Origin of the sequence: Martinezella miluonensis (assembly GCF_900094545.1) — a bacterium.
GTDB lineage: Bacteria > Pseudomonadota > Alphaproteobacteria > Rhizobiales > Rhizobiaceae > Rhizobium > Rhizobium miluonense.
Genome location: NZ_FMAH01000017.1, coordinates 13,677 through 28,495, shown reverse-complemented (window position 1 = coordinate 28,495; position 14,819 = coordinate 13,677). Strand labels below are relative to the sequence as shown.

The 14,819-nt window shown below is 59.9% G+C and carries 7 protein-coding genes; all 7 read right to left on the bottom strand.

What is annotated here, in order from left to right:
* Complete coding sequence (gene glgB / locus GA0061102_RS15375; RefSeq protein ID WP_092850112.1) at positions 1–2,208, bottom strand: 1,4-alpha-glucan branching protein GlgB; 2,208 nt, start codon at positions 2,206–2,208, stop codon at positions 1–3.
* Positions 2,205–4,667, bottom strand: coding sequence for a glycogen/starch/alpha-glucan phosphorylase (locus GA0061102_RS15370; RefSeq protein ID WP_092850106.1), 2,463 nt, complete (start codon positions 4,665–4,667; stop codon positions 2,205–2,207). The genes glgB and GA0061102_RS15370 overlap by 4 nt, the downstream gene beginning before the upstream one ends.
* Before the next feature lie 297 nt (positions 4,668–4,964).
* Complete coding sequence (locus GA0061102_RS15365; RefSeq protein ID WP_342588035.1) at positions 4,965–6,167, bottom strand: vWA domain-containing protein; 1,203 nt, start codon at positions 6,165–6,167, stop codon at positions 4,965–4,967.
* A 150-nt stretch (positions 6,168–6,317) separates the two neighbouring features.
* On the bottom strand, positions 6,318–7,196 hold the full coding sequence (locus GA0061102_RS15360) for a transglutaminase family protein (RefSeq protein WP_092850092.1): 879 nt from the start codon (positions 7,194–7,196) through the stop codon (positions 6,318–6,320).
* A gap of 4 nt (positions 7,197–7,200) precedes the next feature.
* The gene (locus GA0061102_RS15355) at positions 7,201–9,618 is read right to left on the bottom strand and encodes a circularly permuted type 2 ATP-grasp protein (protein ID WP_092850089.1); all 2,418 of its coding nucleotides are present in this window, start codon (positions 9,616–9,618) and stop codon (positions 7,201–7,203) included.
* 13 nt (positions 9,619–9,631) lie between these two features.
* Complete coding sequence (locus tag GA0061102_RS15350) at positions 9,632–12,952, bottom strand: transglutaminase family protein (RefSeq protein WP_092850083.1); 3,321 nt, start codon at positions 12,950–12,952, stop codon at positions 9,632–9,634.
* Between the two features lie 182 nt (positions 12,953–13,134).
* A complete protein-coding gene (locus GA0061102_RS15345; RefSeq protein WP_092850080.1) occupies positions 13,135–14,562 on the bottom strand; it encodes a mannose-1-phosphate guanylyltransferase/mannose-6-phosphate isomerase in 1,428 nt (475 codons plus the stop codon).
* Positions 14,563–14,819 lie beyond the last annotated feature (257 nt).

Here is a 14,819-nt window from a genome sequence, read left to right as displayed (position 1 = left end):
TCAAAATTCCGGTTCGAGCATGATGGTCGCCAGCGGAGGCAGCGTTATTGTCGCTTGTATGCCACCGCCGGCACTTACGGCCTGCACACGCCCGCCGTTGCCCTTGCCGCTGCCGCCATAAATGTCGGCATCGGTATTCAGTATCTCACGCCACCGCCCCTCAACTGGCAAGCGCAAGGTATAATTTTCACGGTAGACTGGCGTGAAATTGGTGATGACTGCAACCGGTTTTTCGCCGGGCGCCTTGCGCAGCCAGGCAAAGACCGAATTCTCGAAATCATCGACAATCAGCCACTCGAAACCATCGCCCTCGCAGTCGCGGGCATGCAATGCCGGCTTGCTGCGATAGGTGAAATTGAGATCGCGCACGAGGCGCCGCATGCCTTCATGCATACGGTATTGCAGCAGATTCCAGTCCAGAGCGCGCTCTTCGCTCCACTCGCTCCACTGCGCGAATTCCTGGCCCATGAACAGCAACTTCTTGCCGGGATATCCCCACATGAAGGCATAATAAGCGCGCAGGTTGGCGAATTTCTGCCAGTCGTCGCCGGCCATTTTGGCGATCAGCGACCCTTTGCCGTGCACCACCTCGTCATGGGAGAGCGGCAGCACGAAGTTTTCCGAGAAAGCGTAGATCAGGCCGAAGGTCAGCTCATTGTGATGATATTTGCGGTGCACGGCCTCGCGGGAGAGGTAGCTCAGCGTGTCGTGCATGAAGCCCATGTTCCACTTGAAGCCGAAGCCGAGGCCGCCTTCGTGAACTGGTTGCGATACCTTCGGCCAGGAGGTCGATTCCTCGGCGATGGTCATGACGCCCGGATGCGCGCCATAGACCCTCGTATTCATCGACTGGAGGAAGCGCACCGCCTCAAGATTTTCGTTGCCGCCATATTCGTTCGGGATCCATTCTCCATGCTTGCGGGAATAGTCGAGATAGAGCATGGAGGCGACGGCATCGACGCGCAAACCGTCCAGATGGTATTTTTCTGCCCAGAAGAGTGCGTTGTTCTCCAGATAGGAGAGGACCTCGGTACGGCCGAAATTGTAGATCGCCGTATTCCAATCGGGGTGAAAGCCCTTGCGCGGGTCTTCATGTTCGTAGAGCGCCGTGCCGTCGAACCAGCGCAGGCCATGTTCGTCGGTCGGGAAATGTGCCGGCACCCAATCGAGAATGATGCCGATGCCGACTTTGTGGCAGCCGTTGACGAAACGGGCAAAGCCTTCCGGCTCGCCGAAACGGGCGGTGGGCGCATAAAGACCAGTGGTCTGATAACCCCAGGAAGGATCGTAGGGGTGCTCGGTGATCGGCAGGAATTCGATATGGGTAAAGCCCATGTCGACACAATAGGGGATCAGGCGCGAGGCCAGCTCATCCCAGGACAGCATCGATCCGTCATCGCGGCGTTGCCAGGAGCCTGCGTGCACCTCATAGATGCTGATGGGCTGGCGACGCTGGTCGACGCTTGCCCAATGCTCGCGATGGGCCGCATCTTCCCAGACCTGATTGAGTCCGTTGGCTGTGACGGACGCCGTCTTCGGGCGGAGCTCGCTGCGGCGGGCGAAAGGATCGGCCTTCAGCGGCAGCAGCACGCCATCTTGGCCGCGAATCTCGAACTTGTAGGCAACGCCGGCCGGAACATCCGGAGCAAAGATTTCCCAAATGCCGGAGTCGGAGCGGAAGCGCATGACATGCCGGCGGCCATCCCAACCATTGAAATCGCCGACGACCGAGACGCGCTGGGCGTTTGGTGCCCAGACCGCGAAGTGAAAGCCCTGAACGCCCTCGTGTTTCAGGGGATGGGCGCCCATCTTGTCGAAGAGGCGCAAATGCGTGCCCTGGCGGGCGAAATAGTCGTCCATCGGCCCGAGAACCGGGCCGAAGCTGTAGGGGTCGGTGATCGCCCATTCGGCATCGCCGCGCCTGGCGCGATAGCGCACCGGTTGCTGCTTGGAGAGTTTTACCTCGCCGGAGAAAAAGCCCGCCGGATCGAGACAATCCAGCTCACCGATGACGGTGCCATCCAGCGCGGTGGCGGTTACTGCCTCCGCGCCAAGGATGAAACAACGCGCTACAAATCCGTCATCCATCCGATGCACGCCGAGAACGGCGAATGGGTCGGAATGTGTGCCTGCGAGAATTGCAGCAATATCGCCTGCCGAAATGTCCCTCAAGCTTGTGCCGTCAGCGGGTCTCTTCGGCTTTTTCATCCAGCTCTCCAGATTTCCTTGGCATATTGACGGATCGTCCGATCGGAGGAGAACCAACCCATGCGCGCGGTGTTGTTGATCGTCTTGGCGTACCACTCGGACGGATTGGCCCAGAGGATGTCGACTTCGCGCTGGGCTGCGGCATAGGCATCGAAATCGGCGGCAACCATGAACCAGTCATGGCTGTAGATGCCTTCGATCAGGTTGGCATAGCGGCTGCGGTCGTCCGGCGAGAAGACGCCCGAGGCGATGGCCGCAAGCGCCTGAGCGAGCTCGCGCGAGCGTTCGATGACGGCGCGAGGGTCATGGCCGTCGCTGCGCAGGCTGGCGACTTCATCTGCCGTGAGGCCGAAGATGATGATGTTGTCCTCGCCGACATTATCGCGCATTTCGACATTGGCGCCGTCGAGCGTGCCGATGGTCAGCGCGCCGTTGAGGCCGAATTTCATGTTGCCGGTGCCCGACGCTTCCATGCCGGCTGTCGAAATCTGCTCGGAGAGGTCAGCGGCCGGAACCATGACTTCGGCGAGAGAGACGTTGTAGTTCGGCACGAAGACGACCTTCAGCAGGCCACGTACCGACGGGTCGTTGTTGATGACGCGGGCGACGTCGTTGATCAGCTTGATGATGAGCTTGGCGTTATGGTAGCTCGGCGCCGCCTTGCCGGCGAAGAGCTTGACGCGCGGCTGCCAATCCAGCTCGGGATGCGAGCGGATCTGGTCGTAAAGAGCGACTGTTTCGATGATGTTGAGAAGTTGACGCTTGTATTCGTGAATGCGCTTGATCTGGATGTCGAACATCGCATTTGGATCGAGCTTGATGCCCATGCGGCTCGCGACCAGATTGGACAACTGCACCTTGTTGGCGCGCTTGACGGCAGCAAACTTCTGCTGGAAGGCGCTGTCGCGGGCGAACTGATCCAGGGGTTTCAGTTTTTCGGCATCGTCGAGGAAGGCGTCGCCGATCGTTTCGCGGACGAGGTTTGTCAGACCGGGATTGCACTGCATCAGCCAGCGGCGCGGTGTGATGCCGTTGGTCTTGTTGTTGATGCGATCCGGATAGAGCTTATGCAGGTCGGCAAAGACGGTGACCTTCATCAAGTCGGTATGCAGCGCGGAAACGCCGTTGATCGAATGCGAGCCGACGAAGGCGAGATTGCCCATGCGCACGCGGCGATCGCCGTTCTCGTCGATCAGAGAGATCGAGCGGATTTCCGTATCGTTGAAGTTGCGAGCCTTGCGGGCTTCGACAAGAATCTTCGCATTGATGGCGTAGATGATCTGCATGTGTCGCGGCAGGAGCCGTTCGAACAGCGGCACCGGCCAGCTTTCGAGCGCTTCCGGCAGCAGCGTATGGTTGGTGTAGCCGAAGGTGTTGCGGGTGATATCCCAGGCTTTGTCAAATTCGAAGCCATGGACATCGACCAGGAGACGCATCATTTCCGTGACGGAAACGGCTGGATGCGTGTCGTTCAGCTGGATTGCGACCTTGTCGGCCAGGTTGGTCAGATCGTCGTACTGCTGGAGATGGCGGCGAATAATGTCCTGCAGCGAGGCTGACGAGAAGAAGAATTCCTGGCGCAGGCGCAGCTCCTGGCCGGCGGGCGTCGCATCGGCCGGATAGAGGACGCGCGTCAGGCTTTCGGCCTTGTTGCTTTCACGCAGCGCGCCGATGTGGTCGCCAGCGTTGAAGGCATCGAGCAGGATTGGGTCGATCGGCTGCGCCGACCAGAGACGGAGCGTGTTGACGCGCTTGGCGCGCCAGCCGACGACGGGCGTGTCGAAGGCAGTGGCGATAACGCGCTCGGCCGGCTTCCAGACATAACGGGGCTGATCGTCATGGCCACCGACGGTTTCGACGCCGCCGCCAAAGCCGATTTCATAGGAGCTTTCCTGGCGCTCGAATTCCCATGGGTTGCCATGGGCCAGCCAGGTTTCCGGCAGCTCCACCTGCCAGCCATCCGCCATCTGCTGGCGGAACAGGCCGTGCACATAGCGAATGCCGTAGCCATAGGCCGGCACATCGACGGTCGCCATGGATTCCATGAAGCAGGCGGCGAGACGGCCAAGGCCGCCATTGCCGAGCGCCGCATCAGGCTCGAGGCCGGCGATGACGCGGATATCGACGCCGAGCGAAGAGAGCGCGTTGGTGATCTCTTCCATCAAGCCGAGGTTGGAAACCGCGTCGCGCATGAGGCGCCCGATCAGGAATTCCAAGGATAGATAGTATACGCGCTTGGCGCCGGTCTCGTAGACCCGGCGGGTCGATTCCATCCATTTGTCGATGACGCGGTCACGAATAACGAGGATCGTCGCCGTCAGCCAGTCGTGCGGCTTAGCCACTTTCGCATCCTTGCCGATGCGATAGGTCAGGCGTTCGATAATTTCTTCCGCAAGGATTTCGGGGCGGGAACTGCGTGGGGCTGGAACGGGGAGATCAGCCTTCGTCAAATTATTCATACTATCAACTCTCGCCATTTGTGTTTTATATTCAGGGTGTTATGCCCGATTAAACCAAATTTCCTCTCCTCTTCACTATCAGTTTACGCACTGATGTAAAGCAGTTGCAACAGGGGAGTTGAGCAGATGCCAAAATAGCCGCCAAATGCTTGTTTCCGGCGGGAAATGACTTGATTCCGATGATGTTTCCGGCTCTTATTCGCGCATCATTGAAACGAAAAGCCGCGCGATACACGTTCCGCGCGGCTTTTTCTTTTGCATCGTCCTGTGATTGCTTCGCGCGAGGCGCCTGCAAGGTCAATTGGTCAGCAGTGTCATCTGCTTTGCCGCTTGAGCGCCGATGGTCTTGAAGGCGGTGACCAGATCGGACATTTGCTGCGCATCAAAATAATTGGATGGGCTTGATGCGCAGGAGGCGAGCAAGGTTTGTCCACGCGTCGGGGCCATGAAGGCGACCGTGTAAATCTGCACACCGGCATCTTTTGCGGCTTTACAGGTCGCCAGTGTTTTTTGATCCGAGCTCGTGTCGTTGTTTTCGCCGTCTGTCATCAGAACGATATATTTCTGGAAGCTTTTATTGCCTCCATTGCTCTGCGCAGTTGCTTCAGTCGTAGATGCGACGCTGTTATAGGCTTTTTTCATCGGGGCGTTCGACTCAGTGCCACCCGACGCATTCAGTCCGCTAACGACGTTGGTGCGCGTCGTCTTTGTTCCCCAAGCAAGGTTGCTGAAGCTATCAACCTGACTGCTCCACGCAATGGCTGCAGTGCGAACATATTGTGACTTGGGATCGGCAGCATCCAGTTGGTCAAGAAGATTGCCAACTGCCGTCTTCAGCGCATCTATCTTTTTGACGTAGCAGGGGCTTAATGGATTTGGATACTGATAGAGATAGGTCCCATCAGTATAGTATTGCGTGCAGCTGCTCTGTGACTTGTCGATGGCATTCGTGTTCAGCAGCATCGATCCGGACTTATCGAGTGCGATCTCCATCGATAGGGCGGTTTTTTGAATAGCCGTTCCGCTTGTTGTCGAGCTGGATGCCGCGATGGATACCGATTGCATGCCAAGCAAGCGGCTCATGCTATTGACCGGCATGCTATAGGAAGCGTTGACCGTGACCGAATAGCTTGTGCCGCCGGATGAATTGCTGCTCGACGTTACCGAGGTCGACGTTCCAGCCTTTAGTGCATCCGCTGTCGCGCCATCTCCGGACAGGTAGTTAGACATCTGCCCCAGGACGAAATTGTTGCCGAGATCCTTGGCGGTCGTCGTGGTCGCCGTGCCATTGGCGAGCGCCGTTGCGGCGGCGAGCGCGGCGGCATCCGTTGCCTCCTGGAGCTGGCTGTGCGACAGCGTCATGTTCGTGACATCGAGCGCAACGCCGCCGGTAGCGACCAGCACCGGTATGGAAACTGCGGTCAAAATGCCGAAGTTTCCAGCGCTATTGGCCAGAAATTTCTTAAATATACCAAGTATATCCGAACCGGAGATCATCATGTCCGCCTGCTGGAGGGAGTTAAAAGCCTCAAGAATGGGCCGGACTATCGACGAAAAATATGAGTCAATCGTTTAAGTAGTAGTTTGAATTTTTACAAACCGCCTGATTGGTCTCATTTTGATGTGGTTCTATATTGTATTAGCTTTGTATTATATTAGAGGGATTACATCTACAGCTTGAACGGTTTTTTGGTCACCGTAACCTTTAAGCACGCCGATGACGGGTGCCACATCGGAATAATCGCGGCCATAGGCGACGACGATGTGATCTGTGCCGGCCGGGATATTGTTGGTCGGGTCAAGCTCGATCCACCCCGCCGTCTCCCCACACCAGACGCGCACCCAAGCATGCATGGCGTCGGCGCCTTCGAGCCTTTCCTTGCCCGGTGGCGGAATGGTGCGCAGGAAGCCGCTGACATAGCCGGCCGGAATGCCGAGGCTGCGCAGCGCGATGATCATCACATGCGAAAAATCCTGGCAGACGCCGCGCTTGATACGGAAAGCCTCCTTGGGCGTGGTGTCCACCGTCGTTGCCTTGGGATCGTAGGTAAAATCCTTGTGTATCTGCGCGCAGACCGCATGGGCGATCTGCAGAGTCGTCAGATTCGTAGCCTTCCACTGCCTGCTATAATCGGCAATCTCGCTTGTTTCAGGCAGGCGCGGGCTGCTGCCGCGGAAATGGTGAGGGGAAGAAGGATCGATTGACCAGCAATCGTCGATCTCTTCAGGCAACTTGGCGAGCAGGGGTGAAAAGTCGGCCGTGACAGGCTGGCTTTCCACCTGCACACGTGCCTGCATGCGGATGTCGAGCCTTTCATGCGGATCTCGCACCAGGATCGAGGTTGCCGGATGCTGGAAGAAATCCGTGAAGTTCGATTGCTCGTCCGGCCCCGGGGTTATTTTCACCGAGCCGGCGATCAGCCGTTGCCGATTGGGCAGGGAGAGCGGCATGACGCGCAGAATATGCCGCGCGCCGCTTGCCGGTACGTCATAGATATAGCCCATATGAAGCGAGAGGTCGTAGAGCATCACGTCATCCGAGATAGGTGCGTGCCAGCAGGTCGGAAAGCCGCTCCAGTTCGCGCGCGAGCTGCTGGTAGACCTCGACTGTCATCGTTTCCGGCGTCATCACGGCCAACCCCGAATGCAGCCGCATGGCCTCGCGATAGAAGGGCGACATCTGGCCGTTGACGAAAGCATTCGGCAGTTGCTCGACCTCACGGTGGATCTCATTCATCTGGAAGAGGATCGAGCGCGGGTTGAGGGGATCGAGCGCCAAAAGGTCCGTCACCGTCAGGCGAGCGGTATTGACGTTGTAGCGGCGGCGATGGGTCATGACGCTATCGCCGATTTCCAGCAGCATGTCGAGTGCGCCATCGGGCGCATCGGGGCCGGACATATGGCCGAGCAGTCGCGTCATGTGCAGGCCGCGTTCGATATAGCGGCCGAGCGACAGGAAGCGCCAGCCGGTGAAGCGATACATGTTCTCGTGCACGAGGCCGGCAAAGCCCGCGAGCTTGCGCAGCAGGATCGTCATCGCATGGCTGGCGTCATCGCCGTGCTTCACGCCTTCCTTGAAGCGGCGTGCCGTCTTGGCAAGGTCGTTCAGTGCCAGCCAGCCGTCCGGAGAGAAGCGATCGCGGATATTGCTGGCCGAATAGACTGCGCTATCGATGTTACGCAGCAGATTTTCCGGCACCGCCTGCTTGGTATCGATGTCGATGGCGGCAAGATAGTCGCTGACGTCGGCAAGCAGCGGCTGCTTCGGATCGGCCGCTTCGGCGAAACGCCCGTGCCAGGCGCGTAAGATGCGCAGCGCCCCTTCGGCACGCTCGATGTAGCGGCCGAGCCAGAAGAGGTTGTCGGCGGCGCGGCTCGGCAGGCTGCCCGGCATATTGCGGGTGAAAGTTTCTTCGGTCGGCAGCAGCGTATGGGCTTCGACGGGCTTGTCGGAGACGATCCAGACGTCGGCCGCCGAGCCGCCGGCCTGCATGGCGATGGCGGCGACATCATCGCCGCTGCCGATGCGGGCGAAGCCGCCGGGCATGATCTGCCAGCCGTTTTCCGTGCGGGCGGCGAACACGCGCAGGCTCATCGGCCGCGGCGTCAGCTTGCCGTTGACCCAGGCCGGCGTGGTCGAAAGCGTCACCACTTCCTGGCCGACCAGCTTCTGGCCTTCGGTCGCCAGCCAGTCTGCGATCGAATCGCGGGCGGTGCTGCGCAATGTCGAGCCCAGCACTGATTGGCCGTTGTCATCGAAGAATGGCATGCGGGAATAGGCTGGACCGATCACCATTTTCTCGATGTTGGCGGCGACATGCTCGCGTTCGCTCTTCTGGCCGCACCACCAGGTCGCGATCGACGGAAGCTTCAACTCCTCACCGCGCAGATGCCGGCAGATGGTCGGCATGAAGGCGAGCAGGGCGCGTGTCTCAAGGATGCCGGAGCCGAGGGCATTGACGATGGTTACCGTCTGTGCCCGCAACGCTTCGACTATGCCTGGCGTGCCGATATGGGATTGCTGGTTGAGCTCCAGCGGATCGGCATAGGCTGCATCGAGACGGCGCCAGAGCACGCTGATTGGCCGCAACCCTGCGACCGTGCGCACCATCAGCTGGTCGTTGACGACGGTGATATCCTCGCCTTCCAGCAGCATGAAACCGAGATAGCGGGCGATATAGGCGTGCTCGTAATAGGTCTCGTTGGCAGGCCCCGGCGTCAGAACGGCGACGCGTCCCTCGGTGCCGCGCTTGCCGCCGAGCAGCGCATCGCGAAAGGCGCCGAAGAAGGAGGCGAGGCGATGGACTTTGGTTTCGGCATAGATATCGGAGAACGCTCGGGTGGTGGCGACGCGGGTTTCGAGTGCGAAGCCGGCACCCGATGGTGCCTGGGCGCGGTCGGCGAGCACCCACCAATTACCATCCGGACCGCGGCCGACTTCGAACGCCAGGAAATGCAGGTAGTGGCCATGCGCAGGCTTAACGCCGACGAGCGGGCGTAGGAATTCGGGATTGGCCGCGATCAAGGCCGGCGGCAACAGTCCTTCGTTCACCAGACGACTGTCGCCATAGATGTCGGCGATAATCTCTTCGAGCAGATCGGCGCGCTGGCGCAAGCCCTCCGACAGCGACTGCCACTCGCGCTCATCGATGAGCACGGGAATATGCGAGATCGGCCAGCCGCGTTCGCTGACGCCCGTCGTCCCATAGGCTCGATAGAAAACGCCCGCATCGCGTAGATAGCGATCGGCGCGGGCGAAGCGCTCGGTCAGCTCCTGTTCCGACATGCGCGACAGCGCCGACAGAAGGTTTTGCCAGACCGGGCGGACGGCGCCTTTATTGTCGACCATTTCATCGGCGACACCAGGCAAAGGACGATAGGCAAAGGCCGGCGCCTTGCCGATGCCAGTCTTTACGTCGTCCCGCCGTTCCGTCGCCGGTTTTCTACTCATGCATAGTTCCGTCTCAAATTCCTGCCGGCCGCCTGAGGTCGAGTGTCAGCGGGAATTCCACCGATGCAGTCTCCGGTCTCAGGGCATAGCCACCCGCTGTATGCCCCCAAGGCTCGAAACGCGCAAGACGTCGCGCTTCCGCCTCGTTGCCATTGACGGGGAAGGTGTCATAGTTCCGGCCGCCCGGGTGAGCAACATTGTAGATGCAGCCGCCGATCGAACGGCGTGACCATGTATCGTAGATATCGAAGGTCAGCGGCGTGTCGATGGGCAGGACGGGATGCAGGCCCGAGGCCGGATGCCAGGCCTTGTAGCGCACGCCGGCGACCGAAACGCCCGCCATTCCCGTCGGCGTCAGCGGCACGGGACGGCCGTTGCAGGTAACCGTATAGCGGGAGGGATTGGCGGTCTCGAACCGAACCTGCAGGCGCTCGACCGATGAATCGACATAACGCACGGTGCCGCCGACAGCACCTTCTTCGCCGAGCACATGCCACGGCTCCAGCGCCTGGCGCAGTTCCAGCTTGCAGCCCTCATATTCCACCTCGCCGCAGAAGGGGAAACGGAATTCGAGCTGCGCCTGAAACCATTCCGGCCGCAGATCGAAGCCGTTTTCACGGAGATCGGCGAGCACGTCAAGGAAATCCTGCCAGATATAATGCGGCAGCATGAAGCGATCATGCAGCGTCGTGCCCCAGCGCACGAACCGGCCGTCGATGGGGTTGCGCCAGAAGCGGGCGATCAGCGCGCGCACCAGCAATTGCTGGGCAAGGCTCATGCGGGCATTCGGCGGCATTTCGAAACCGCGGAACTCGACGAGGCCGAGGCGTCCTGTCGGGCCATCCGGCGAGAACAGCTTGTCGATGCAGATTTCCGAGCGATGGGTGTTGCCGCTGGAGTCGGTCAGAAGATTGCGGAAAAGCCGGTCGACCAGCCAGGGCAGAGGCGAGTTGCCGCGGCCGGGCGCAGGCACCTGTGCAAGCGCGATTTCCAGCTCATAGAGGCTGTCATGGCGGGCTTCGTCGATGCGCGGCGCCTGGCTGGTCGGGCCGATGAACAGGCCGGAAAAGAGATAGGAGAGCGATGGATGGCGCTGCCAGTGCAGCACCAGGCTCTTCAACAGGTCGGGGCGGCGAAGGAACGGGCTGTCGTTCGGATTGGCGCCGCCAACGACGACATGATTGCCGCCACCGGTGCCGGTGTGACGCCCGTCGATCAGGAATTTGTCTGTGCCGAGACGTGTCTGTCGCGCCTCTTCGTAAACCGCCGTCGTGATGTCGACGCAGTCGTGCCAGTTCGACGCAGGATGGATATTGACCTCGATCACGCCCGGGTCGGGCGCGACGCGAATGACGTTGATGCGTTCGTCCTGTGGCGGCGAATAGCCTTCGATGTGAACCGGCAGCGCAAGTTCAGCCGCGGCATTCTCGGCGGCCGCCAACAGTTCGAGATAATGTTCGATCTTTTCGACCGGAGGCATGAAGACGCAAAGCCGACCGTCACGCGGTTCGACAGAGATCGCGGTGCGAACGGCGCCGCCGATTTCGCCGAGCGTCTGTTCGACCCGCGATTGCGAGCTTTCGTCCACCTGGAACGAGGCTTCTGGCATGGCGCGGCCAGCCGGCACGATGACGTCGGGCAGAGGCGTGCGCGGAATGGAGGGATCGGCCGTGTGGATATAGGGGTAGCGTGACGGCGGCACATAAGGGAGCGTGCCGAGCGGCAGGCGATAGCCGACCGGCGAATCGCCGGGGACAAGGAAAATCTTGCCGCGGCGTGTGCGCCACTTTTCACTGACCCAGCGGGTACCGCCGGCGCGCGCGTTCCATGCCTGTATGGGCAGTATGTAGCCGGTTGGAGTCGTCAGACCGCGCTCGAAAACACGGGCGATGCGGCTACGCTCCTCGGGATCCTTGAGCTTCGAATTGGAAGGATCGACGTTCTCGGGCAGGCTCCCCTCCTTGACGATCCATTCAGCCGGGTCTTCGTAAGCCGGTTGCACCATGTCAGGCTCGATCGCCAGTTCCTTGGCAATCGCATTCAGAAGCTTGCCGGCGCTCTCCGAGTCCGCACCGGTCTGTGCCGTTTCTTCGGCGATCAGAGCGGGGTTCTGCCAGATCGGCCGGCCGTCCTTGCGCCAGTAAAGCGAGAAGGTCCAGCGGGGCAGGCTTTCGCCGGGATACCATTTGCCCTGGCCATAATGCAGGAAGCCGCCGGGCGCGAAGCGCTCGCGCAGGCGCCGGATCAACTGATCGGCAAGGTCGCGTTTGGTCGGGCCGACGGCGGCGGTGTTCCATTCTTCAGACTGGAAATCGTCGATCGAGACGAAGGTCGGCTCGCCGCCCATCGTCAGGCGCACGTCGTCTTGTCTGAGGACGGCATCGACCTTTTCCCCGAGCTCATTCAACGCTTCCCAGCTTTCGTCGGAGAACGGCTTGGTGATGCGCGGATGTTCGGCGACGCGGGTGACCGTCATTGCGAAGTCGAATTCGGTCTTGGCCTCGCCGAAGTAGCCGCCGGAGATCGGGGCGGCATTGCGATAATGCGGCGTGGCGGCAAGCGGAATATGGCTCTCGCCGGTGAGCAGCCCCGAGGTCGGATCGAGGCCAACCCAGCCGGCGCCGGGAAAATAGACTTCCGCCCAGGCATGCAGGTCGGTGAAATCGACTTCGGTGCCGGAAGGGCCGTCGAGCGCCTTCAGGTCGGGCGTGAGCTGGATGAGATAGCCGGAGACGAAGCGGGCGGCGAGGCCGAGGTGGCGCAGCACCTGCACCAGCAGCCAGCTCGTGTCGCGGCAGGAACCCCTAGCCGCTTCCAAGGTCTCCTCGGGCGTCTGTACGCCGGCTTCCATGCGGATGACGTAGCCGATCTCATTCTGCAGGCGCGTATTGAGGCCGACGACCATGTCGACGGTTTTTTGTTCTGAGCGGTCGAGCGTGGCGAGGAAGGCTTTCAGCCGGGGGCCGGGCTCCTCTGGCTTCATATAGATCGACAGATCCTCGCGGATGGTCTCGGGATAGTCGAAGGGCCATCTGGTGGCTTCCTCTTCGACGAAGAAGTCGAAGGGATTGTAGACCGTCATGTCGGCGACGAGATCGACCTCGATCTTCAGTTCTGTCACCGGATCGGGAAAGACGAACCGGGCGAGATAGTTGCCGTAGGGATCCTGCTGCAGATTCACGAAATGATTTGATGGTGTGACCTTCAGCGAGTGGCTCAGCACATGGGTTTTGGAATGCGAGGCGGGTTTCAAGCGGATGATCTGGGGGCCAAGGCGGACCGGATTGTCATACTTGTAGTGAGTGAGATGATAGATGCTTGCCTTGATCGCCATATGTCTCTTCGCCTAGCCCGCATCATTGTGCGATGATTGCCGTTCCCACGGGCAGTGTGTGCAATGCAGCGAAAGAAAGCAAGGCGTGTCGGCATTTCATCAAAGTCTTGCGGTTCAAAGCCAAAAGCAAAGACGGCGAGCTTTCGCCCGCCGTTCTGAAATCTCAATCGATCTGCTTGCTGTCAGCTTCTGCCAAACTCGTCGACGAGGCGGATGATATCGTCTTCGCCGAGGTAGGAGCCGGTCTGTACTTCGATCAGTTCCAGCAGGATCTTGCCCGGGTTAGCCAGGCGATGCACTTCGCCAAGCGGAATATAGACCGATTCGTTTTCGCGCAGCATCTGCACATTCTCGCCGACCGTCACTTCCGCCGTACCCTTGACGACGACCCAGTGCTCGGAACGATGGTGATGCTTCTGCAGAGACAGCTTCTTGCCCGGCAGCACGAAGATGCGCTTGACCTGGAAGCGGTCGCCATTCAGCACCGACGTGTAGCCGCCCCATGGGCGATAGGAGGTCGGGTGCGTCTCTGTGAGCTTGGCGGTCTTTTTCTCGCTTGCCAGCAATTTGACGAGCTTGCCGACTTCCTGGCTGTCCTTGAGAGGCCCGACATAGACGGCGTCTTCACTGGCGATGACGGCGACGTCTTCAAGGCCTTGCACGGCCACATGGAGGCTGTGCGACATCACGAGCGAATTCTTCGTGTTGACCAGCGTCGCGGCGCCGGTGGAGACGTTGCCGCTTTCGTCGCGCTTGCCGACTTTCCAGACCGCATCCCAGCTGCCGAGGTCGGACCAGGTGAAGGGCGAGGGAACGACGGCGGCATTGGCGGTCTTTTCCATCAGCGCGTAGTCGATCGAGATGTTCGGGCTCTTGGAGAAATGATCCGCATCCAGGCGGGTGAAATCCAGATCGCGCGTCGATTTGGAAACGGCCTTGCTGGCGGCCTTTTCGACGTCGGGCGCAAATTCCTTCATCTCGGCGAGAAGCTGAGCGGCTGAGAACATGAACATGCCCGAGTTCCAGTAGAAATGGCCGCTCGCAACCATCTCCTCGGCCTTTTCCAGGACAGGCTTCTCGACGAAGCGCTTGACGGCATGCGCGCCTGATGGCAGCGCCTTGCCGCTTTCGATGTAGCCATAGCCGGTGGCCGGCTCGGTGGGCTTGATGCCGAAGGTGACGAGCTTGCCTTGAAGCGCGGTGTCGCGCGCCAGGCGCACGCAATCGTAATAGGTCTTGCCGGCGTCGATCTCGTAGTCGGAACCAAGGACGTGCATGATCGCGTCCTTGTCGAAAAGCTCGGCAACAAGTTCCGCGGCGGCAGCGACGGCTGCGGCGGTATTGCGGGCGACCGGCTCCAGCAATATGGCTGCCAGCTTCAGATCCAGCTCGCGTGCCTGTTCGGCGACGAGGAAGCGGAATTCCTCATTGGTCAGAACGATCGGTGCCTCATAGAGCTCAGGATCCGCAACGCGCTTCAGCGTGTTCTGAAACAGCGTGCTGTCGCCGATGAACTGAATGAACTGCTTCGGAGCGGAAGCGCGCGACAGCGGCCAAAGCCGCGTGCCCTTGCCACCTGCCATGATCACCGGAACGATTTTTGCCGCCATGCTCTGCCTCTCCTGGACATCTCACTTGGAGCGTCTTTTAACGATGCACAACCATTGTGCTTTCGCCAAGCTCCTTCGACAATTTCCATCGCGATTGCGATATTTTTTCTTAAAGCGCAGCGTTAATACGTCGAGATCGTAAACAATCGGCGACTTTAATCTGGAAACATCAGTGAAAGTTCTCGGCTAGGCTCAGGACCTATTAAATTTCTTGCATGATGGGTACGAGATTGATTCCATAACGGCGAACAAGAGCC